Consider the following 23,015-nt stretch of genomic DNA (forward strand, 5'->3'; position numbering starts at 1 on the left):
CCGGGACCTCGTCGAAGGGACTAGCGATGTATCACTTCACCGCCCTCGTCACGCTGCTGGCGATCCTGTTCTACTTCTTCATCACCATCAACGTGTCGCGCTCGCGCACCAAAACCGGCGTCAAAGTGCCGGCAATGTCGGGCCATCCGGATTTTGAGCGCGCGTTCCGAATCCAGATGAACACGCTGGAATGGATGCCGATCTTCCTGCCGTCGCTCTGGCTGTTTGCGATTTACATCAGCGATGCCGGCGCAGCGGCGATCGGTGCGATCTGGATCATCGGCCGCATCGTTTACTTCATCGGCTACTCGAAGGCCGCTGCAAAACGCGGCCCGGGATTCTTTATTCAGGGCATCGCGGCCATTGCATTGTGGGCGGGGTCGCTGGGAGCGTTGGTGCTGCGGCTGGTGTGAGGGGCGGGCAAACGCCACACACTCAGTGTCGTCCCGGCGAAGGCCGGGACCCATAACCACGGGATGTGGTTTGACGAAGATTCGGAGTTACCAGTTCGGGCCCACAACTTCTTCCTGGGATTATGGGTCCCGGCTTTCGCCGGGACGACATGGGAGTTATTGGCGCGGTCCTGACCTTCACTTCGTCAGCGGACAGCCGCTCTCCTTGGCGGTGAAGAACGCCTTCTCGCCGGGAACGACCGCGAGCTGCTTGTAATAGTCCCAGGGCTTCTTCGATTCCGAGGGCTTCTTGACCTCGAACAGATACATGTCGTGGACCATGCGGCCGTTCTCGAGCACCTTGCCGCCTTGCGCGAAGTCGTCGTCGACCGGCAGCTCCTTCAGCTTCTTGGCGACCGCATCCGGATCCTTGGTGCCGGCGGCCTTGACCGCCTTGAGATAGCTCAGCGTCGCCGAATAGGTGCCGGCCTGGATCATGTTCGGCATCCGGCCGGTGCGCTTGAGAAAGCGTTCACCGAGATGGCGCGTGCGGTCGTTGATATCCCAGTAATAGCCCTCGGTCAGCACCAGGCCTTGCGCAGCCTGCAAGCCAAGGCCGTTCACTTCGGCGAGCGTCATCAAGAGGCCCGCGAGCTTCTGGCCACCGGAGACGATGCCGAACTCGGACGCCTGCTTGATCGAGTTGGTGGTGTCGAGGCCGGCATTGGCGAGGCCGACGATCTTCGCCTTCGAGCTCTGCGCCTGGAGCAGGAAGGAGGAGAAGTCCGAGGAGTTGAGCGGCACGCGCACCGAACCGAGCACCTTGCCGCCATTGGCCGCGACGATCTCGCTGGTGTCCTTTTCCAGCGCGTAGCCGAAGGCGTAGTCCGCGGTGAGGAAGAACCAGCTGTCGCCGCCGGCCTTGGTCAGCGAGCCGCCGGTGCCGACACCGAGCGCGCGGGTGTCATAGGCCCAGTGGAAACCATAGGGCTGGCAGGCATCGCCGGTGAGGCGCGAGGTCGCAGCGCCGACGACGATGTCGATTTTCTTCTTTTCCTTGGACAGCTCGTGGATCGCGAGCGCGACCGACGAGGTCGTCAGCTCCGTGATCATGTCGACGTTCTCGACATCGTACCAGCGGCGCGCGATCGAGGTCGCGAGATCCGGCTTGTTCTGGTGGTCGGCGGTGACGAGTTCCACCTTCTGGCCCAGCACCTCGCCGCCGAAATCCTCGATCGCCATCCTGGCGGCCTCGACCGACCATTTGCCGCCGTAATCGGCGTAGACGCCGGACTGGTCGTTGAGGATGCCGATCTTGACGCCTTGCGCAGAGGCCGGCGCGGCCAGCAGCAGGGTGGAGGTTGCGACAGCGGCCAAAAGTGCTGATTTCATTCGTTAGCTCCCAGCAGTTTTCTGTTTTGAAATCGCGCGGATACTAGTGAAGAACCCCGCGCCTGCCCATCCATTGCATGTTGGTCGTTAGTATGAAGGGCGTGCCAAGCAAACGGCGTCATCCCGGACAAGCGCAGCGCAGATCCGGGACCCATAACCACAGGGCGTCGTTTTGCGAGGACTCGTGGTTGCGCGCTTCGCATCAAACTTCGCCCTGGGGTTATGGGTCCCGGCCCCCGTGCGCAATTGCGCACTAGGCCGGGACGACACCGGGTTGGTTGATATGCCAGTGATCATCCCCGCGCTAAGGAGCCACCACCCTCGGCTTCCCCTCGTTCTTCCCCTCGGCCAGGTTCCTCACCACCACGTAGAAGATCGGCGTGAACAACAGTCCGAACAGGGTGACGCCGATCATGCCGAAGAACACGGCGACGCCGACAGCTTGCCGCATCTCCGAGCCCGAGCCGGACGATATCACCAGCGGCAGCACGCCGAGAATAAAGGCGAAGGACGTCATCAGGATCGGCCGCAGGCGCAAGCGACAGGCGTCGATCACGGCCTCCAGCCGCGGCTTGCCTTCTTTCTCGATGTCGCGCGCGAACTCGACGATCAGGATCGCGTTCTTCGCCGCCAATCCCACCAGCACGACAAAGCCAATCTGGGTGAGGATGTTGACGTCCTGCCCCATGATGCGCACGCCGATCGTGGCGGCCAACAGGCACATCGGCACGATCAGGATCACCGCGAACGGCAAGGTCCAGCTGCCATATTGCGCGGCGAGCACGAGATAGACGAACAGCACGCAGATCGGGAACACGTAGAGACCCGCATTGCCGCCAGTGATCTGCTGGTAGGACAGGTCCGTCCATTCGAAAGTGAAGCCGCTCGGCAGGGTGTCGTCCGCGAGCTTCTTGATGGCGTTGAGCGCGGTGGTCGAGCTGGTGCCCGGCGCCGGCTCGCCCTGCAACTCGGACGCCGCATAGAGATTGTAGCGCGCGACACGGTCGGGGCCCGAGACGTCCTTGAACTCGACTACGCTGCCGAGCATCACCATGTCGCCGGAAGCATTGCGCGTGCGCAGGCGCGAGAGATCGCTGGGCTCCTTGCGGAACGGGAAATCCGCCTGCGCGGTGACGTGGTAGGTCCGGCCGAACAGGTTGAAGTCGTTGACATAGGTCGATCCGAAATAGGTCTGGATCGTGTCGTTGATGTTGGCGATGGGAACGCCGAGCTTCTGCGCCTTGGTGCGGTCGATGTCGACGAACAGCTGCGGCGTGTTGGCTGAGAACGGGGAGAACACTGAGGGAGCGAGCAGCGAGGGCGATTTGCGCGATGCTGCGACGAGCTCGTCGGTAGCCGCGGCGAGCATCTCAGGCCCACGGCCCTGGCGGTCCTGAATGCGAATGGTGAAGCCGCCGCCGGTGCCGATGCCGGGTACGGCCGGCGGCGGAATCACGATGATGAAAGCCCCCTGAATCGCGGCCAGGCGCTTGCGCAGCTCGACCGTGATGGCGTTCGCGGACAATCCCTTCTTCATCCGCGCCTCGGGCTCGTCGAACACCGGAAATAGCGCGGCCGCGTTGCCGGCCTGCGTGCGCGTGGCGCCGGAGAAGCCGGCGAAGGCGGCGACACGGATGATACCCGGCGTATCCAGCGCGATCCGCTCGATCTCGCGCACGACCTCGGTGGTGCGTGCCAGCGAGGCCGCGCCCGGCAATTGCACGGAGATGATGACGTAGCCGCGATCCTGCGCCGGAATGAAGCCCTGCGAGGTAGTCGCGATCAGCCAGCCGGCGCTGCCGATCAGCACGACGTAGATCAGGATCATCACCGCCGAATGCCGGATCACGAAATTGGCTAGGCCCGCATAGCCATGGGCGAGACGGTCGAACACTCGGTTGAAGACGCCGGTGAAAGCGTTCCAGCCGCGTGCGACAAGATTCCAGCGCGCCGGCGGCCGTTTCTCCTCGTGGGGGACGAGGAGAAGCGAGGCCAGCGCCGGCGACAGCGTCAACGAGCAGAAGCAGGAGATCGCGGTCGCGACCGCAATGGTGACGGCGAATTGCTGAAAGAACTGCCCCGAGATACCGCCCAGAAACGCAGTCGGGACGAACACCGCGCACAGCACCAGCGCGATCGATACCAGTGCGCCGCCGACCTCCTCCATGGTCTTCAGCGCGGCGTCGCGCCGGCTCATGCCGTGCTCGAGATGCCGCTCGACATTCTCGACCACGACGATGGCGTCGTCGACCACGATACCGACGGCAAGCACGAGCCCAAACAGCGTCAGATTGTTGATTGAGAACCCTAGCGCCGCCATCACCGCGAAGGTGCCGACCAGCGAAACCGGAATCGCGATGATCGGAATGATCGCGGGCCGCCACCCTTGCAGGAACACCAGAACCACGATGACCACGAGCAGCATGGCCTCGTAGATGGTCTTGATCAGCTCATGGACGGACTGCGCGATGAACTCGGTCGGGTTGTAGCCGATATTGAAGTCGAGGCCTTTCGGAAAGGTCTCCTTCAGCTTCGTCATCGTGTCCGAAATGTTCTTCGCGGTCGCGAGCGCGTTCGATCCCGGCCGCTGCGTCACCAGCATCGCGACCGCCGATTTGCGCAGCAGGAAGCTGTTGGTGGAGTACGCGAGAGCACCGAGCTCGATACGGGCGACGTCGCGCAGCCGCACCGTGCGGCCGTCGGAGCCGGCCTTGATCAGGATGTCCTCGAACTGCTTCTGGTCTTTCAAACGCCCGGTGAAGGTGAGGTTCGGCTGGAAGGCGCGGTCGGCGATCGGCGGCTCGGCGATCTGGCCGCCCGCGATCTGCACGTTTTGCGCGCGGATCGCGGCGAGCACTTCAGCAGAAGTCAGGCCGAGATTGGCGATCCGGTCGGGGTCGAGCCATAGCCGCATCGAATAATCGCGCGCGCCGAAGATCTGGATGTCGCCGACGCCGTCGATCCGCAGCAGCTGATCGCGGACCTGGAGCAGCGCATAGTTGGAGATGTAGAGCTGGTCGAAGGTGTCGTCGGGCGACAGCATGAACACGACCATCAGAATGTCGGGCGAGTTCTTGCGCGTGGTGACGCCGTTGCGCTGAACCTCTTCAGGCAGGCGCGGTTGCGCGATCGCGACGCGGTTCTGCACCAGCACCTGGGCCTTGTCGAGATCGGTGCCGAGCTTGAAAGTAACGGTGATGGTAAGCTGGCCGTTCGAGGTCGCCTGGCTGTAGAGATACAGCATGTCCTCGACGCCGTTGATCTCCTGCTCGATGGGAGCTGCAACCGTGTCGGACACGGTCTGCGCGGAAGCGCCGGGATATTGCGTAGTGACGACGACGGTCGGCGGCACCACTTGCGGATATTCGGAGACTGGCAGCGTGGTGTATGCGATCGCGCCGACGATCAGCAGCACGATCGACAGCACCATGGCGAGGATGGGCTGGTTGATGGAGAGGCGGCCGAGATTCATGACTTGTCACCGGGCTTGCCGCCAGCCGGCGCTGGTGCAGTCTGCGGCGCGACCTTGGCGCCGACGCGGGCGCGCTGGATGCCGTTGACAATGACGCGGTCCTCCGCCTTCAGCCCCTCGCGGATTACGCGCAAGCCGTCATCGAGCGGCCCCAGCGTCACCGGACGTGCCTCGACGGTGTCATCAGGCTTCACCACGAACACGATCTTGCGGGACTGGTCGGTCGCGACCGCGACGTCGGGAATCAGCAGCGCCTCATAGGGCGCGCTGCCGATCAGCCGGACGCGACCGAACTGACCCGGCAGGATCGACAGATCGGTGTTCTTGATCACGGCGCGGCTGCGCAGCGTGCCGGTGGAGACATCGAGGCGGTTGTCGAGGAAATTGATGCTGCCTTCACGGGATGGTTTCGTCTCGCCGGCGAGGGTCACCTGCACCGGGTTCGCCGTATCGCGCGAACTTGGGCGGCGGCCTTCGAACCACAGCTTGCTGTATTTGATGAAGGTCGCCTCATCCATGTCGAAATAGATATAGATCGGGTCGAGCGTCACGATCGAGGTGAGCAGCGTCGACGTTCCGGTATCGCTGCCCTGCACGAGATTGCCAGGGCTGACAAGATGGCGGCTGACGCGGCCGGTCAGCGGCGCCGTCACATGCGTGAATTCGATATTGAGCTTGGCGACTTTGAGCGCACCCTCGGCCTGTGTTTCGGCAGCGTGCGCGGCCTGCAAGGCCTGACGGCGCTGATCGACCACCTGCTCGGAGACGGCGCTGGTCTGCACCAGGCTCAAACCGCGATCGAGCTCCCGCTTTGCAAGCTCCACCTTGGCACGCGCATCGGAAAGCTGCCCCTCCGCCTGCGTGGCCACCGCCTCGAACGGACGAGGGTCGATGACATAGAGCAGATCACCCTGACGCACGATGGCGCCATCCTGGAATTCGACAGAGTTGACGAACCCGCCGACGCGCGGGCGGACCTGCACCTCCTCCATGGCCTCGAAGCGGCCGGTGAACTCGTCCCAATCGGTGACGGTGCGCTTGACCGGCTGGGCTACCGTCACCGGCGCCGGCGGCGGCGCGGCCGCTTGCGGGGTCGGCTGGCCACAGCCCGCAAGACCGAATGCCGCGGCGAAAAGCCCGGCGATCACGCGAGGTCGAGGCGAAACGAAATCGTGCCTTTTGACAAACTGCTCGCTTCCGTCCGGTCCAGTCATCCCAGGTCCTCGCATAAAAACCGCGGAAATAGCAGGGTACGCCTGTACCCGCGGGCGCCACAAGATGGGTTTCAATGATGAACTCTTCAAGACCACCGCACGCGCAATGCTCGGAAGAATGCCCTGGCCGGATGACGGGTTGACAGGCCTTGTTCGCCTCTCTCCGGCAAGACTGGGGAAAGGTGGACGAGAGAGCGACAGCGTCTTCACACATGACGGGCGGAGCCGGCTCGGCTAGATTACCCCTCATAAAACAAGACGAATTGTCCGGGGAGGCCAGGCGTGCACCAGGGACGTGTCGTTTACGGCGCCATCGAGGAGGTCGTGTTCGGCCACCCCGCGGCCGAAGCCGTGGTCGCCCAGATGGACCGGCTGGGGACGCGCAGCGCCTTCCTGATGGTCTCGGGCACGCTCAACCGGCAGACCGACGAAATCGCGAAGATCAAACAGGCCCTGGGCACACGCTGCGCGGGCGTCTTCGATGCCATGCCGGCCCACACACCGCGCGAGGCGGTGATCGCCGCCACCAATGCGGCGCGCGAAGCGGGTGCCGACCTGATCGTCACCGTGGGCGGCGGCTCGATCACCGACGGCGCCAAGGCGGTGCAACTCTGCCTTGCCAACGGCATCGACGATGTCGACGGCATTGAGCGCATCCGCGTGCACAAGGGCGTCGCGCCCGAGATGACGGCGCCGACCGTGCGTCAGATCAGCGTCCCGACCACGATCGCCGGCGGCGAGTTCAGCTCGATCGCGGGCGTCACCGACCGCACCGCCCATGTGAAACAGATGCTGCGGCATCCGCTCAGCGTTCCGCGCGCGACCATCCTCGATCCCGCCATCACCGTGCACACGCCGGAATGGCTATTCCTCTCGACCGGCATCCGCGCCATCGATCATTGCGTCGAGGCGATCTGCTCGCGCGAGACGCACCCCTATGCCGACGCGCAGTCGGTGAAGGGCCTCGCGATGCTCGCCGACGCGCTGCCGCGGGTGAAGGCAGACCCTGCTGACCTCGACGCGCGCATGGATGCGCAGATCGGCACATGGCTGTCGATGGGCGCGCTCGCTGCCGGCGTGCCGATGGGGGCAAGCCACGGCATCGGTTACGTGCTGGGCGCAGCCTTCAATGTGCCGCATGGCTACACCTCCTGCGTCATGCTGCCGGCTGTGATGCGCTGGAATGCGCCCGACAATGCCGAGCGCCAGATGATCGTCGCGGCCGCGATGGGCTTTCCCGGCCACAAGGCGGCCGATGTGCTCGACGCCTTCATCCGCTCGCTCGGCATGCCGCGCAGCCTCGCCGATGTGCAGGTCTCCCCGGAGCATTTCGACGCCATCGCGGAAGCCGCGATGCGCACGAACTGGATCCCACGCAACCCGCGCAAGATCGACGGTCCCGCGCAGTTGCGCGAAATCCTGCTTCTTGCCGCATGATCTAGAGCCGGAGGACCGATGTATCCAGGTCAACATGCCCGCCTGCGCCCGCTCCAGCCTGCCTTCATCATGGCGGCGACGGGCGAGGCCGTCACCTATCGCGAGCTCGATGCGCGCAGCAACCGGCTGGCGCATCTGTTTCGCAATCATGGCCTGAGGCGGCTCGACCACTACTCGATCTTCATGGAGAACAATTCCCGCTACCTCGAAGCCTGCGGCGCGGGTGAGCGCTCCGGTCTCTACTACACCTGCATCAACTCGTTCCTGACGCCGGGCGAGCTCGCTTATCTGCTGGTCAACAGCCAGTCGAGGATCCTGATCACATCGGTTGCGAAGCTCGATATCGCCCGGGAGGCAATCAAGGTCTGCCCCGACATCAAACTGTGCATCATCGTCGACGGCCCGGGCGAGAGTGAGTGCATCGTCGGTCTCACCGAGGTGACCGCCGACCTGCCGAAGACGCCGATTCCCGATGAATGGCTCGGTACTGCCATGCTGTATTCATCGGGCACGACGGGACGGCCAAAAGGGATTCTGCGGCCGCTTCCGGAGGAGCCGCCAAAGCACAATCTGCCGTTGTTCGATTTCCTGACAAAGCTTTGGCAATACCGCGAGGGCATGATCTACCTCTCCCCGGCGCCGCTTTATCATTCGGCGCCGCAGGCCGCGGTCAACCTGACGATCCGGATGGGCGGCACCGCGATCATCATGGAAAATTTCGATCCCGAGCGGTACCTCCAGCTCGTCGAGCAATGGGGTATAACCCACACCCAGCTGGTGCCGACGATGTTCTCACGCATGCTCAAGCTGCCGGAGCAGGTGCGACAGCGCTACGACCTCTCCTCGCTCGAGATCGCGATCCATGCCGCCGCGCCCTGCCCGGCCCTGGTCAAGGACGACATGATCAAATGGTGGGGACCGATCATCCACGAATATTACGGCGCGACCGAAGGACTTGGCTTCACCGCCTGCGACAGCGCTGAATGGCTCGCCCATCGCGGCACCGTCGGCAAGGTGCTGCTCGGCGACCTCCACATTCTCGACGAGAATATGAAGCCATGCCCGACCGGCACGCCGGGACAGGTCTGGTTCAAGACGGCTACGCCATTCGAATATTTCAACGACCCGGAGAAGACCAAGGAAGCGCGCTCGGCCGACGGCAGCATGAGCACGGTCGGCGACGTCGGCTATGTCGATGAGGACCGCTTCCTTTATCTAACGGACCGCGCGACCTTCATGATCATCTCCGGCGGCGTGAACATCTATCCGCAGGAGTGCGAGAATCTGTTGATCACCCATGCCAAGGTCGCGGACGCCGCGGTGTTCGGCGTGCCCAATCCAGATCTCGGTGAAGAGGTGAAGGCGGTGGTGCAGCCGATGCCGGGCGTCGTGCCGGACGAGGCGCTCGCCGAGAGCTGATCGCGTTCTGCGGGGCGTCGCTCTCGCGGCAGAAGGTGCCGCGCTCGGTCGATTTCGAAAAGGAGTTGCCGCGGCTGCCGACGGGGAAGCTGTACAAGCGGCTCCTTCGGGACCGGTATTGGGGGAACAAGGCGTCAAGGATCGTGTGAAAACCGCTGTCGTCCTGGCGAATGCCAGGACCCATACCGCGTGATCTCACGATCGTCGGAGGTAGCAATACCGAACGACTTTCTTCGCCAAACACCTCCCTGGGGTCATGGGTCCGGGCGTTCGCGAGGACGACGCCGGAGGGACGTCTCGCAATTTGTGAGAGAGCCGCCCCTGCGGCCTTCCGTCATCCGAATTGCCGAGAGAGTAGCAGACCTTGCCGGTTGCCTCACCGCGCTCGCGTCGCTATCGTCTGCTCAAACAGGCCGCAAAAGGCTGATGTCCAGGGAGGACGAGGATGCGGAGCGTACGGGCGCTCGCCGCGACGGCGGCGCTATCTTTGCTGGCGTTTTCGACCATTGCACTCGCCGGCGAGCCCAAGCAGGGCGGCATTTTGCGGATGTATCACCGCGACAGTCCCGGCAATGCCTCGATCCACGAAGGCGCGACCTACTCGCTCAATGTTCCCTTCATGCCGGTGTTCAACAACCTCGTCATCTACAAGCAGGACGTGGCGCAGAACAGCATGGACACCATCGTGCCCGAGCTCGCCGAGAGCTGGGCTTGGGTCAACGACAACAAGACACTGACTTTCAAATTGCGCCAGGGCGTGAAGTGGCACGACGGCAAGCCGTTCACCTCGGCTGACGTCAAATGCACCTTCGAGATGCTGATGGGCAAGTCGCAGCAGAAGTTCCGGCAGAACCCGCGCAAGAGCTGGTACGAACAGGTCAACGACGTCTCCACCAACGGCGATCTCGAGGTCTCCTTAAACCTGAAGCGGCCGCAGCCTTCGCTGCTGGCGCTGCTCGCCTCCGGCTACACGCCGGTCTATCCCTGCCACGTCTCGCCCGGCGACATGCGCACGCACCCGATCGGGACCGGGCCGTTCAAGTTCGTCGAGTTCAAGGCCAATGAATCGATCAAGCTGACCCGCAATCCCGACTATTGGCGCAAGAGCCGGCCCTATCTCGACGGCATCGAGTTCACCATCATCCCGAACCGCTCGACCGCTATCCTCGCCTTCGTCGCCGGCAAGTTCGACATGGCCTTCCCGACCGAGGTGAGCATTCCGCTCCTGAAGGACGTGAAATCGCAGGCGCCGAACGCGGTCTGCGTGGTCGAACCCAACAATGTCGCCACCAACATCATCGTCAATTCGTCCGCGCCACCGTTCGACAATATCGACATCCGCCGCGCCATGGCGCTGTCGCTCGACCGCAAGGCCTTCATCTCGATCATGTTCGAGGGTCAGGGCGACGTCGGCGGCACCCTGCTGCCGCCGCCGAACGGGCTGTGGGGCATGCCGACGGAGATGCTCGAGACCATTCCGGGCTACGGCCCCGACATCAACGCCAACCGCGAGGAAGCCAAGAAGCTGATGCAGAAGGCCGGCTATGGGCCGGACAAGCACCTCGCCGTCAAGGTCTCGACCCGCAACATTCCGGTCTATCGCGATCCCGCTGTGATCCTGATCGACCAGCTCAAGAGCATCTATATCGACGGCGAGCTCGACGTGGTCGAGACCGCAAACTGGTTCCCGAAGGTTGCGCGCAAGGACTACATGCTCGGGCTCAATTTGACCGGCAATGCCGTCGACGATCCCGACCAATCCTTCTACGAGAACTATTCCTGCGGCTCCGAGCGCAACTACACCAACTACTGCAACAAGGAGATCGAGAAGCTGTTCGACGTGCAGTCCCAGGAGACCGACGTCAACAAGCGCAAGAAGCTGGTGTGGGACATCGACAAGAAGTTGCAGGAGGACGTCGCCCGTCCGATCATCTTCCACGCACGGACCGGCAGCTGCTGGCAACCGTACGTCAAAGGCGTGACGGTGATGTCGAACAGCTCGTATAATGGATACCGGTACGAGGATGTCTGGATGGACAAGTAGCGCGGGCGGCTGACGGGTTCGACGGGAGGCGATGCATGTTTGCCTATCTGGTGCGGCGCCTGTTCCTGATGCTCGTGACCCTGTTCGGGATCTCGATCGTCATCTTCTTCCTGCTGCGCATCGTCCCCGGTAACATCGTCGACATCCTGTTTGCCGCAGCCGGCTATGTCGACCCTGCCGACAAGGCCAATCTGGAAAAAGAACTCGGCATCGACCAGCCGCTGGTGGTGCAATATTGGCACTGGATCAGCGGTTTTCTGCGCGGCGATTTCGGCTACTCCTATGTCTCCGAGAAGCCCGCGCTTCAGGAGATCCTGCCACGGATCCCGATCACCGCGCGGCTTGCCGGCCTGGCGCTGTTGTTCTCGGCGTCGATCGGCATTCCCTTGGGCGTCATCAGCGCGGTGAAGCAGGGAACGAGGCTCGACTACGCGTTGCGTGTGGTGAGCCTCAGCGGATTGTCGCTGCCTTCGTTCTGGCTCGGCCTGCTCATCCTCACCGCCTCGGTGGCGATGTTCAACCAGATGCCGATCTTCAATCCCAATCCGCAGACCTGGCTGGAAGCGTTTGCGACCTATGCCGTGCCCGCCGCCGCCGTCGGCTTCCGCAGCGCGGCACTGACCATGCGCATCACCCGGTCCTCGATGCTGGAGGTGCTGCGGCAGGACTATATCCGCACCGCGCGTGCCAAGGGCGCATCGGACGCCGCCGTGAACTATCAGCATGCGCTCAAGAATGCGATTTTGCCCGTCATCACCGTGATCGGCATCGAGGCGGCGTTCCTGATCGGCGGCCTCATTGTCACCGAGACCGTGTTCAACATCCCCGGCGTCGCGCGCTTCCTGGTCGAGGCGATTCGCTGGCGCGATTATCCGATCGTGCAGAACCTGGTGATGCTGATTGCCATCGTCGTGGTGAGCGCGAATTTCATCGTCGACATGCTGTACGCCGTGTTCGACCCGCGCATCAGGTACACGGATTAGGAGAGGCGCTTGGCCGCAATCGACTATGACGTTGAACTGAGACGCGCCGGGGCGCACGCGACCGTCGGCTGGCGGCGCGTGCTGTTTTTGGCACAGCGGCATGTGCTGGGTGCGGCCGGGCTCGTCATCATGACCCTGTTTGTGTTCACCGCAATCTTCGCCGACTTCATCGCGCGTTACGATCCGCTGACGATCGACGCCGCCCGGGCACTGGCGCGCCCAAGCCTGGCACACTGGATGGGGACGGATTCCTTTGGCCGCGATGTCTTCAGCCGCATCATTCATGGCGCGCGGATCTCGCTCGCGGTCGGCATCGGCTCGACTGCACTCGGTGGCTCGATCGGGGTGATCGTCGGCCTCACCTCCGGCTATCTCTCCGGCTGGGTCGATCTCGTGTTCCAGCGCGTGTCCGATGTCCTCCAGGCACTGCCGCTGCTGGTGCTGGCCCTGATCATGACCGCGGCGCTTGGACCGTCCTTGCCGAACGTCATCATTGCGATCGCCATTCCACTGATCCCGACCGTGTCGCGCGTCATCCGCGCCAACACGCTGGCGCTACGCGAGCTGCCATTCATCGAGGCCGCCAAATCGATCGGCATGAGCGAGGTACGGATCGCACTGCGTCACGTGCTGCCGAACACGCTGGCACCGCTGATCGTGCTTGCGACGGCCCAGCTCGGCTCGACCATCCTCACCGAAGCCTCGCTCTCCTTCCTCGGCCTCGGCATTCCCGAGCCGTACCCGTCGTGGGGCCGCATGCTCTCTGAATCGGCTGCCGAATATGTCCGCACGGCGCCCTGGCTGGTGATCTTCCCGGGCATCGCCATCAGCCTCGCGGTGTTCGGCGCCAATCTGTTCGGTGACGCCTTGCGCGACATCCTCGATCCCCGGCAGCGCGGCTGATGGCTGACAAATCCGATCTCATGCTCGAGGTGAAGAACCTGAAGACGGTGTTCTTCACCAACTCCGGTCTGTTCAAGGCCGTCGACGATGTTTCCTTCACGGTGAAGCGCGGCGAGACGCTGGCGATCGTTGGCGAATCCGGCTGCGGCAAGAGCGTCACCGCACTATCCCTGATGCGGCTGGTGCCGGATCCGCCCGGCCGCATCGTCGGTGGCTCCGTCACGCTCGAAGGAACCGATCTTCTGACGCTGGACGAAGCAGAGATGCGCGCCGTCAGGGGCAACCGCATCTCCATGATCTTCCAGGAGCCGATGACCTCGCTCAATCCGGTGATGAGGATCGGCGACCAGATCGTCGAGGCCGTGCGGCTGCACCGGAACATGTCAAGCAAGGAGGCCCGGGACATCGCGATCGAGATGCTGCGTCTGGTGCGCATCCCCGAACCGACCCGGCGTGCGCGGGAATATCCGCATCAGCTGTCCGGCGGCATGCGCCAGCGCGCCATGATCGCGATGGCGCTGGCGTGCCGGCCGGCGCTGCTGATCGCGGACGAGCCCACGACCGCGCTCGACGTCACCATCCAGGCGCAGATCCTGGCGCTGATCCTGGACCTGCAGAAAGAGCTCGGCACCGGGCTCGTGCTGATCACGCATGATCTCGGCGTCGTCGCGCAGACCGCGCAGCGCGTCATCGTGATGTATGCGGGACGGAAGGTCGAGGAAGCCAGCGTCGAGGCACTGTTCGCCGCGCCAAAGCATCCCTACACGCGCGGGCTGATGGCCTCGATCCCGGCGGTGCCGGCGTCGGGCGTCGCCGCGCAGGCGCGGCTGAACGAAATTCCGGGCACGGTGCCGTCGCTGGTGCGACTGCCGAAGGGTTGCGCGTTCGCGCCGCGCTGCAAGCTCGCGATCAAACGCTGTGAGGCCGAATATCCGCCACTCATCGATTGGGGCGGTGGCCATCTCGCTGCATGCTGGCGCGCGGCCGAGATTGCGGAGGTGGCATGACCGAGGCGCTGCTCGAAGTCACCGATCTCAGGAAGCACTATCCGGTGCGCGCCGGTGTGTTGCGCCGACAAATCGGCACAGTGCATGCGGTCGACGGCGTCTCGTTCTCGGTGGGTGTCGGCGAGACGCTGGGCCTTGTCGGCGAATCCGGCTGCGGCAAGTCCACGGTGGCGCGGAGCGTGCTGCGGCTGGTCGAGCCGACCTCAGGCCAGATCCGCCTCGAAGGCGAGGACATCACCCACCTCTCCAAGTCCGCGCTGCGGCCGCACCGCCGTTCGATGCAGATCGTGTTCCAGGATCCGTTCGCCTCGCTCAACCCGCGCATGACCGCGGGCGACATCGTCGGCGAGCCGCTGTTCGTGCACGGGCTCGCGACCGGCAAGGAACTGGAGGCGCGTACCGCAAACCTGTTCGAACAAGTCGGCTTGCGGCCCGACCAGATGCGCAACTTCCCGCACCAATTCTCCGGCGGCCAGCGCCAGCGCATCTGCATCGCCCGCGCGCTGGCGCTCGGGCCTCGGCTGATCGTCTGCGACGAGCCGGTCTCCGCGCTCGACGTCTCGATCCAGGCGCAGGTGATCAACCTCCTGATCGACCTGCAACGAGAGCACGGCTTCTCCTATCTCTTCATCGCGCATGACCTCGCGGTGGTCGCCCATATCAGTCACCGCGTCGCCGTGATGTATCTCGGCCGCATCGTCGAGATTGCCGACAAGGACGAGCTGTTCCGCAATCCGCGCCATCCCTACACGCAGGCTCTGCTCGCCTCGGTGCCGGTCGCCAACCCGCTCGCCAAAAAGCTCGTGCCGCTGGTGGACGGCGACGTGCCAAGCCCGGTCAATCCGCCGCCGGGATGCGCGTTTCACACCCGCTGCCGGTTTGCGATGGAGCGATGCAGGACGGAACGGCCGGCGCTGGTGGACGCGGGCGAGGGACACCAGGTGGCGTGCCTGCTGAATGACGGGACGGGGCGACCAAATGCGATGTCGTAGGGTGGGCAAAGCGAAGCGTGCCCACCATTCAATCGCAATCGCCGCACGATGGTGGGCACGGCGCTGCGCGCCTTTGCCCACCCTACGATAGCTACGCTTGCCGCCCTACCCCGCCCCGATCTCCGCCACGATCTTCCCCGTCGTGACCTGCTCGCCCTCGGCGACGTCGATCGCGGCGACCACGCCGTCGATGCCGGCCTTGTGGACGTGCTCCATCTTCATCGCTTCCAGCGTCAACACCGGTTGCCCGGCTGTAACGCGGTCACCGGGGTTGACCAGAATGGCGACGACACGGCCGTTCATGGCGGCGCGAACCTTGCCGTCTCCGTTGCTTGCGGCGGCCTTCGGTGCCGCGAGCGTGAGATCGGTCGCCGCGAGCGGTATGCCGCGGTGCTGGAGGTAGAGCCGGTCGCCATCGCGCAGGAATTTGGCGCTGTCCATCACGCCGTCATGGCGGAAGCGGAGTGCGTCGAAATCGAGCTGATCGATCTCGAACTTGTCCTGCCGGCCGTCGCTGGCAACGGTGTAGCTGCCATCGCGCTCGCGCCAGACTTCGTACTCATACGCCTGGCCTGCGATCTCGATCTTTGCAGGCAGCTGGAACGTTGCCGCAAGGCTCCGTCCGCGGCGCCAAGCCGGTGCCTGCGGGTTCGTGACGTAGAGCAGCAGGCCGGCCAAAGCCATATCGAATGCGGCGTCCGCGCGCGGCGCCAGCAACTCGTCGCGATGCGCACCAATGAACACGGTGGTCGCCTCGCCTTTGGCGAAACCGGGATGCCGCAGGCACGACATCAGGAAGGCCTGATTGGTGGTCACACCGAATCCGGTCAGTTGCTCGAGGCCGACGATCAGCCGCCCCCTCGCCTCCTCGCGGGTCGCGCCATGGGCGATCACCTTGGCGACCATGGAATCGTAGAACGGTGGAATCTCGGAGCCCGATTGCAGCGCATGCTCGACCCGGATGCCGTTCGGCACCTGCCAACGCGCCATGCGCCCGGACTGCGGCATGAAATCATGCGCGGCATCCTCGGAGCACAGCCGCACCTCGATGGCGTGGCCGGTGAAGCGAATATCCTGCTGCTTCACCGGCAATGGCTCGCCGCGCGCGACGCGCAGCTGCAATTCGACGAGATCGAGCCCGGTGACCGCCTCGGTCACGGGATGCTCGACCTGGAGCCGCGTGTTCATTTCCATGAAGTAGAACGCGCCGCTAGCATCGAGCAAGAATTCGAGCGTGCCGGCCCCCTCGTAGCGCAGTGCCTTCACCGCGGCGACCGCGACCTCGCCCATCTTTCCGCGCAGGTCGGGCGTGACTGCGGGCGACGGTGCCTCCTCGATCAGCTTCTGGTGACGCCGCTGCACCGAGCAGTCGCGCTCGCCAAGATGGATGGCGTTGCCATGGCTGTCGCCAAATACCTGAATCTCGATGTGACGGGGATTCTGGATGGCGCGTTCGAGGATCACCGTCGGATCGCCAAACGCCGCCTTCGCCTCGGACCGAGCGCTACGCAGTGCATCGGGGAACGAATTCGCATCCACCACGAGCCGCATCCCGCGCCCACCGCCGCCGGCGACCGCCTTGATCATCACGGGAAAGCCGATCTTCTTGGCCTCCACGAGCATCACCTCGTCGCCCTGGTCGGCGCCCTGATAGCCCGGCACGACGGGCACGCCGGCCTTTTTCATGATCTCCTTGGCACCGGCCTTGTTGCCCATCGACTCGATCGCCTGCGGCGAGGGGCCAATGAAGACGAGCCCGGCATCCTTGCAGGCTTGCGCAAAATCCTCGTTTTCGGCGAGGAAGCCATAGCCGGGATGAACGGCATCCGCGCCACTGGCCTTTGCGGCCGCGATGATCGCGGCGATGTTGAGATAGGATTGCGCCGGCAGCGCTTCGCCGATGCGCACGGCCTGGTCGGCCTGTTGCACATGAAGCGCATCGCGATCCGCATCCGAATAGACCGCGACGACGCCGAGCCCGAGCTTCCGCGCGCTGCGCATCACGCGTAGCGCGATCTCGCCGCGATTAGCGATCATGACCTTGAAGAACGGCCGGTGCTGCACTGATCCGTTCCTCATGGGCGGGCCACCGAAAACTGCATGCGTTGGGGCGTACGCGCATCGCCCTCGCGGCAGATCGCGAGCACTTCCGAGAGCACCGCGCGGGTGTCGCGCGGATCGATCACGCCGTCGTCGAGCACGCGGGCGCTGGTCGAGAACACGTCCATCTGGCCGTCGAACACGCCGACGATCTGCGCCTTCATAACATCGAGCTTTTCTTTTTCGACCGGCTTGCCGCGGCGAGCTGCTGCGGCTTCGGTGACGATCGCCATGGTCTCGGCGGCCTGCTCACCGCCCATCACGGCCGTCTTGGCATTGGGCCAGGAGAAGCAGAAGCGGGGATGGAAGCCGCGCCCGCACATGCCGTAATTGCCGGCACCGAACGAGGCGCCGCAATAGATGGTGATCTGCGGCACCGTCGCCGACGTCACCGCCTGGATCATCTTCGAGCCGTGCTTGATCATGCCGGCTTCTTCGTAGGATTTGCCGACCATGTAGCCGGTGGTGTTGTTGAGATAGAGCAGCGGCGTGCGGGTTTGACAGCACGCCTGGATGAAATGCGTCGCCTTGTTGGCGCCCGCCGGATCGAGCGGACCGTTGTTGGTGACGATGCCGATGGCCTGGCCCTCGATGCGGGCATGGCCGCAGACGGTGGCCGGGCCGTAGTTCGGCGCCATCTCGGTGAAATCGGAATCATCGACGATGCGCGCGATGACCTGCTTCATGTCCACGGAGCGCTTGTGGTCCATCGGCATGATGCCGAGCAGCTCGTCCTGGTCGTAGCGCGGCGGCTTGTATTGCGCAGCTCCCTGGTCCGGCCGCTCCCATTGCAGCGCCGCCATGATCTCGCGCGCGATGCGCAGGGCGTCGCGGTCGTCTTCGGCGAGATAGTCGCCGAGGCCGGAAACCTGCGTGTGCATCTCGGCGCCGCCAAGTTCCTCCTCGGTCGCGATCTCGCCGGTTGCGGCCTTCAGCAGCGGCGGCCCGGCAAGGAAGGCGCGGGTGCGGCCACGGACCATGACAATGTAGTCGGACAGGCCGGTCTGATAGGCGCCGCCCGCGGTCGACGAGCCATGCGTCACGGTGACGACGGGCAGCCCCGCCGCCGAGAGCCGCGCGAGATTGCGAAAGATGTTGCCGCCACGGACGAAGTCTTCGACGCGGTAACGCAGGAGATTGGCGCCGGCGCTTTCGACCAACTGGACGTAAGGCAGCTTGTTCTCAAGCGCGAGCTCCTGCACCCGCAGCGTCTTGTCGAGACCGTAGGGCTGAAGCGCACCGGCATCGATGCCGGAATCGTTGGCGCTGACCATGCAGCGGATGCCCGAGACGAAGCCGATGCCGGCGATGACGCCGCCGCCGGGCACGCTTTTCTCGGAATCTGAGACGTCGAACATGAAGCCGGCGAGCGTGGACAGCTCGATGAACGGCGCGCCGGGATCGAGCACCAGCGCGACGCGTTCGCGCGGCAACAGCTGGCCGCGCTTGTGGAATCGGTCTTTCGCCGCAGCCGACGCCTCGCGCGTACGCTCTTCCAACGCGCGCATGCGGTCGATCAGGCCAAGCATGCCGTCGCGGTTGGCGCGGTAGGCGGCGCTGCCGGGGGAAATGGTGCTTTCGAGAATGGACACAGTTTTACTCCGTCATTCCGGGGCGATGCGAAGCATCGAACCCGGAATCTCGAGGTTCCCAGGTGCGCAATTGCGCACCATAGTTCGCGCTTTCGCACGCCCCGGAACGACGTTTAGCGATTCGTACCAAAAATCTTCCGCGCTTCCGCCGGGCTCGCGATCTCGCGGCCCGCACGGCGGGCGCAGGCGGCGATGGCCTCGATCAGCTGGCCGTTCGACGTCACCTTCTTGCCGTCGGCGAGATAGAAGGCATCCTCGAGACCGGTGCGCAGATGGCCGCCGAGTTCGGCGCAACGCTGGTGCAGCGGCCAGATCTCTTCGCGACCGATCGCGGTGACCTGAAACTGCGCCTCGGGACGCTTCAGCTTGATCAGGATCGGCAGCAGATCGGGATCCGACGGCATGCCGGAGGCGACGCCCATCACGAAATTATATTCGAGCGGGCCCTTGTACATGCCGACCTGGCGGTACATGCCGACACAGCGGACGATGCCGACGTCAAAACATTCAAATTCGGGGATAGTGCCGACCGCGTTCATGACGTCGAGATAGTCCTTCACCTTCTCGACCGCGTTGTCGAACATCATCGGCGGCCAGGCCCAGCTGTTGTCGGCCTTCACCTTCAGGTAATTCAACGAGCCGGCGTTGCAGGCCGCGATCTCCGGCCTGGTCTCGCGGATGCAATCCAAGGCACCGCTGTAGTTCGGCCCGGAGACACCGGAGGTGTGGTTGATGATCACGCCGGGGCAGGCTTCGCGGATCGCCTGCTGGATTTCCTTGCTGACGCTGACCTCCCAGGACGGCAGATGCCCCTTGTCCGGCGCCTGCTGGCGCAGATGGATGTGCATGATGGACGCGCCGGCATCGAACGCAGCCTTGGCCTCGCGCGCCATCTGCTCGGGCGTCACAGGCACGTTGTGCTGCTTCGGATCGGTGAGCACGCCGTTCAGCGCGCAGGTGATGACGGCCTTGTCGCTCATGCCTTGAATGTCTCGCACGTTGATAATTCAACGTTTGCGATCATGTGATGGGCGGCATGCGGCTTCTTGCGCGGAGAAGCTGGAAAGCGACGAGTCGTAGGATGGGTTAGCCGAAGGCGTAACCCACCTCTTGAGCTTCCTTGGAGACAGAGTTGGTGGATTACGCCTTCGGCTAATCCACCCTACGAAGGATATCAGCTCGCCTCCGCCAGCCTCACCGTCTCGCTGCTGCGATAAATCGCAAGATCCCGCGAGCCGACGAAGATCGCGCGGGGCTTCAGTCCATAGAAGCGGCGGATCGAGTGGCTGAAATGGGTGCTGTCGGGATAGCCGATGTCCTGCGCGAGATGGGCGAGGTTGAGGTCCTGGTTGGCGAAGTGCAGCAGATGCCGCGCGCGCTTCCAGGCGCGGAAGGAGCGGAACGAGATGCCGGTCTCTTCCTTGAACAGATGCAGGAAACGCGAAGCGGAAAGTCCGGCGTCCGCCGCGCATGTGTCCGCCGTCACGGGCTCACCTGTGAAGCGGCCGATACGGGCGACCGCACGCGTCACGCGGGGGTCGAGCACGCGGCGCGGCAGCGCTTCGCCAAAACACATCTCGTCGAATTCGGCAGTGGTGATGTCGCCGTAGCGGCGCTGGCGCAGCAGCGTGTAGGCGGCAAGGATCTTGCGGGCATAGACCGCCCTGTCGGGTCCGGTGAGCCGCTCGGCCAGGACCGCGATCACGCCATCAGGCATGCTCTCCGGCTCCAGCGTCACGCTGATCGCGGTGCGGTAGTCGCTGGCAATGGAATGCCGCTGGTTCGGCAGAGTGACGAACAGCTCGCCGGTGGCGAGGGCATCATCGATCGTCAGATGCAGGCTGCCCTTCACCGCGACATAGACATGGCAGCAGCCGGGCGTCCGCTTGCGCGGGCGGCCGAGCAGGCCAGCGTAGAACACCCGCTCCGGCGTGATCAGCATCAAATGGTCGGATTCGCGACCGTTATCTTCCATTGGGATCCTCCTCGCGCGACTCTTTGGCCGCTGCGGACGGAGGTCACCTTAGCGGAAATCTGGGCGCTGTCACGGCGGGATAGCGCTATCATGAAGCGCAAAAGCTCGGCACTCCGGGACGGATGGCGGAGGGCCCGGAACTCTTCAACTACCGCCCTCCCGGCCTAGTGCGCAATTGCGCACGGGGCCGGGACGACCAGTCTTAAGCCCTCACCCTTGGCGCCACGTTCTGCTCGAGGCCGGCCTGTTGCTCCGCAGCAACCGCGCGCTTGAAACCATCGCGCTGCTGCAAGCGCGCCCAATAGGCTGCGACATTTGGCCCAAAATCCTTGGCAAGCCCGATATTTTCCGCGAGGCGGAGCGCGTAGCCGATCACGATGTCGGCGGCCGTGAAGCGGCCGGCGCACAAGGCCTCGGTATTTGCGGTCGCTGCCTCCACGGCGCGCAGCCGGCCCAAGAACCATTTGGCATAGTCGCCGGCGACCTGCGGATTGCGGCGCTCTTCCGGCTCGAGCTGTGTGTATCGGAGCACCAGCGTCTGCGGGAAGGTTAACGTCGCGTCGCTGAAATACATCCAGTTCAGAAACGCGCCATAGGCGGGATCTTCCGGCCCGACCATCAGTGGTGTCGGTCCATGCTTGATGCCGAGATAGTGGCAGATGCCGGACGATTCCGTCATCTTGGTCTCGCCATCAACCATGAAGGGAATCGTGCCGAGCGGATTGATGCCGAGATATTCCTTAGCGAAGACCCGCGGGGGGAACGGCAGCATCTTGAGCTCGTAAGGTAGCCCCATCTCCTCCAGCATCCAGAGCGGACGGAAGGAGCGTGCGCCGTCGCAGTGATAGAGCGTGACCATCAGGAACTTCCTTTGCTGCCGGGCAGCGTGCCCATCATCTTGCACAGGACCATCAGCATGACCTCGTCGGCACCGCCACCAATCGATGTCAGGCGGCTGTCGCGATAGGCGCGGCTGACCGGCGTCTCGTTGGTAAAGCCCATTCCACCCCAATATTGCAAGCAGGCGTCGGTGAGCTCGCGGCCGAGTCGCCCGGCCTTCAGCTTGGCCATGGTCGCGAGCTTCGTGACATCCTCGCCCGCCACCAGCGCCTCGGCGGCGCGATAGATCAGCGCGCGCAGCAGCTCGACCTCGGTCTGCATCTCCGCGAGCTTGAAGTGAACGACCTGGTTGTCGAGGATCGACTTCCCGAACGCCTTGCGGTTGCGGGTATATTCAATGGTCTCGTTGATGATGTATTCATGCGCCTTCAGGCAGGCGGCCGCGCCCCAGAGCCGCTCCTCCTGGAACTGGATCATCTGGTAAGTGAAACCCTTGCCCTCCTCGCCGATCCGGTTGCGTCTGGGCACGCGGACATTGTCGAAGAAGATCTGCGCGGTGTCGGAGGAGCGCATGCCCATCTTGTCGAGCTTTCGCGCGACGGTGACGCCCTTGGTCTTCATGGGCACGCAGATCAGCGATTTGTTACGGTGAACGGGCCCGTCGCCGGTATTGGCGAGCAGGCAGATCCAGTCGGCCTGAGTGCCGTTGGTGATCCACATCTTGCCGCCATCGATGACGTAGTCGTCGCCGTCGGAGCGCGCATTGGTCTTGATCGAGGCGACGTCAGAACCCGCGCCCGGCTCGGAGACGCCGATGCAAGCGACGTAATCGCCTGAGATCGACGGGCTGAGAAACTCGCGCCGCACCTCGTCCGAGCCGAACCGCGCCAGCGCCGGCGTCGCCATGTCGGTCTGCACCCCGATCGCCATCGGCACGCCGCCACAGGTAATGGCGCCCAGTTCCTCCGCCATCATCAGCGCATAGGAATAGTCGAGGCCGGAGCCGCCGAATTCGACCGGCTTGTTCAGCCCGAGAAAGCCGAGGCTGCCCATCTTCTTGAACAGCTGGTGCGCCGGGAAGATTTCGGCCTTCTCCCATTCATCGACATGAGGATTGATCTCGTTGGCGATGAATTTTTGTAAGGACCGGCGGATCTCGTCGTGGTCGGCGGTAAACAGCATTTCTTTCCCTTTGTCATTCCGGGGCGCGCGAAGCGCGAACCCGGAATCCAGAGATGAGTCCTACAATATCG

At 64.0% G+C, this 23,015-nt stretch carries 16 protein-coding genes and 1 pseudogene; 8 read left to right on the top strand and 9 right to left on the bottom strand.

The window, feature by feature from the left end:
• The first annotated feature begins 26 nt into the window (after positions 1 to 26).
• On the top strand, positions 27 to 413 hold the full coding sequence (locus GWG67_RS07750) for an MAPEG family protein (protein WP_275168525.1): 387 nt from the start codon (positions 27 to 29) through the stop codon (positions 411 to 413).
• A gap of 177 nt (positions 414 to 590) precedes the next feature.
• On the opposite strand, the gene GWG67_RS07755 is transcribed toward GWG67_RS07750, so the two are convergent.
• From GWG67_RS07755 to GWG67_RS07765, 3 genes are all read right to left on the bottom strand, one after another.
• Positions 591 to 1,784: an ABC transporter substrate-binding protein gene (locus GWG67_RS07755; RefSeq protein WP_275168526.1), complete on the bottom strand. Its 1,194-nt coding sequence runs from the start codon at positions 1,782 to 1,784 to the stop codon at positions 591 to 593.
• A 304-nt stretch (positions 1,785 to 2,088) separates the two neighbouring features.
• Positions 2,089 to 5,256: an efflux RND transporter permease subunit gene (locus GWG67_RS07760; RefSeq protein ID WP_275168527.1), complete on the bottom strand. Its 3,168-nt coding sequence runs from the start codon at positions 5,254 to 5,256 to the stop codon at positions 2,089 to 2,091.
• The gene (locus GWG67_RS07765) at positions 5,253 to 6,470 is read right to left on the bottom strand and encodes an efflux RND transporter periplasmic adaptor subunit (RefSeq protein ID WP_275168528.1); all 1,218 of its coding nucleotides are present in this window, start codon (positions 6,468 to 6,470) and stop codon (positions 5,253 to 5,255) included. The genes GWG67_RS07760 and GWG67_RS07765 overlap by 4 nt, the downstream gene beginning before the upstream one ends.
• Before the next feature lie 282 nt (positions 6,471 to 6,752).
• Here GWG67_RS07765 and GWG67_RS07770 point away from each other — a divergent pair, with 282 nt between their 5' ends.
• The 7 genes and pseudogenes from GWG67_RS07770 to GWG67_RS07800 all read left to right on the top strand — a co-directional run bounded on the left by GWG67_RS07770 (position 6,753) and on the right by GWG67_RS07800 (position 15,255).
• Positions 6,753 to 7,907 carry an iron-containing alcohol dehydrogenase gene (locus tag GWG67_RS07770; RefSeq protein ID WP_275168529.1) on the top strand — a complete coding sequence of 385 codons (1,155 nt, stop codon included), beginning with the start codon at positions 6,753 to 6,755 and terminating at the stop codon, positions 7,905 to 7,907.
• An 18-nt stretch (positions 7,908 to 7,925) separates the two neighbouring features.
• A pseudogene (locus GWG67_RS07775) lies at positions 7,926 to 9,475 on the top strand (AMP-binding protein).
• Positions 9,476 to 9,771: 296 nt separating this feature from the next.
• Positions 9,772 to 11,370: an ABC transporter substrate-binding protein gene (locus GWG67_RS07780; RefSeq protein ID WP_275168530.1), complete on the top strand. Its 1,599-nt coding sequence runs from the start codon at positions 9,772 to 9,774 to the stop codon at positions 11,368 to 11,370.
• A gap of 35 nt (positions 11,371 to 11,405) precedes the next feature.
• Positions 11,406 to 12,353: an ABC transporter permease gene (locus GWG67_RS07785; RefSeq protein ID WP_275168531.1), complete on the top strand. Its 948-nt coding sequence runs from the start codon at positions 11,406 to 11,408 to the stop codon at positions 12,351 to 12,353.
• 9 nt (positions 12,354 to 12,362) lie between these two features.
• Entirely contained in the window at positions 12,363 to 13,256 is an 894-nt protein-coding gene (locus tag GWG67_RS07790; protein WP_018455966.1) for an ABC transporter permease, read from the top strand.
• Entirely contained in the window at positions 13,256 to 14,263 is a 1,008-nt protein-coding gene (locus GWG67_RS07795) for an ABC transporter ATP-binding protein (RefSeq protein ID WP_275168532.1), read from the top strand. The genes GWG67_RS07790 and GWG67_RS07795 overlap by 1 nt, the downstream gene beginning before the upstream one ends.
• Positions 14,260 to 15,255, top strand: a complete 996-nt coding sequence (locus GWG67_RS07800; protein ID WP_275168533.1) for an ABC transporter ATP-binding protein — start codon at positions 14,260 to 14,262, stop codon at positions 15,253 to 15,255. The genes GWG67_RS07795 and GWG67_RS07800 overlap by 4 nt, the downstream gene beginning before the upstream one ends.
• Positions 15,256 to 15,360: 105 nt before the next feature.
• On the opposite strand, the gene GWG67_RS07805 is transcribed toward GWG67_RS07800, so the two are convergent.
• The 6 genes from GWG67_RS07805 to GWG67_RS07830 all read right to left on the bottom strand — a co-directional run bounded on the left by GWG67_RS07805 (position 15,361) and on the right by GWG67_RS07830 (position 22,944).
• Positions 15,361 to 17,334 carry an acetyl-CoA carboxylase biotin carboxylase subunit gene (locus GWG67_RS07805; RefSeq protein WP_275168534.1) on the bottom strand — a complete coding sequence of 658 codons (1,974 nt, stop codon included), beginning with the start codon at positions 17,332 to 17,334 and terminating at the stop codon, positions 15,361 to 15,363.
• The gene (locus GWG67_RS07810; RefSeq protein WP_275168535.1) at positions 17,331 to 18,947 is read right to left on the bottom strand and encodes an acyl-CoA carboxylase subunit beta; all 1,617 of its coding nucleotides are present in this window, start codon (positions 18,945 to 18,947) and stop codon (positions 17,331 to 17,333) included. Before GWG67_RS07810 ends, GWG67_RS07805 begins: the two co-directional genes overlap by 4 nt.
• Positions 18,948 to 19,060: 113 nt before the next feature.
• Positions 19,061 to 19,927 (bottom strand): 3-keto-5-aminohexanoate cleavage protein, encoded by an 867-nt coding sequence (locus GWG67_RS07815; protein WP_027514515.1) that lies wholly within the window; start codon positions 19,925 to 19,927, stop codon positions 19,061 to 19,063.
• Positions 19,928 to 20,121: 194 nt separating this feature from the next.
• Positions 20,122 to 20,922, bottom strand: a complete 801-nt coding sequence (locus GWG67_RS07820) for an AraC family transcriptional regulator (protein ID WP_275168536.1) — start codon at positions 20,920 to 20,922, stop codon at positions 20,122 to 20,124.
• 202 nt (positions 20,923 to 21,124) lie between these two features.
• The gene (locus GWG67_RS07825) at positions 21,125 to 21,781 is read right to left on the bottom strand and encodes a glutathione S-transferase family protein (protein WP_275168537.1); all 657 of its coding nucleotides are present in this window, start codon (positions 21,779 to 21,781) and stop codon (positions 21,125 to 21,127) included.
• On the bottom strand, positions 21,781 to 22,944 hold the full coding sequence (locus GWG67_RS07830; RefSeq protein WP_275168538.1) for an acyl-CoA dehydrogenase family protein: 1,164 nt from the start codon (positions 22,942 to 22,944) through the stop codon (positions 21,781 to 21,783). Before GWG67_RS07830 ends, GWG67_RS07825 begins: the two co-directional genes overlap by 1 nt.
• Between the last annotated feature and the right edge of the window lie 71 nt (positions 22,945 to 23,015).

It is taken from the genome of Bradyrhizobium sp. CSS354, from assembly GCF_029051725.1.
In the GTDB taxonomy this organism is placed as follows: Bacteria; Pseudomonadota; Alphaproteobacteria; order Rhizobiales; family Xanthobacteraceae; genus Bradyrhizobium.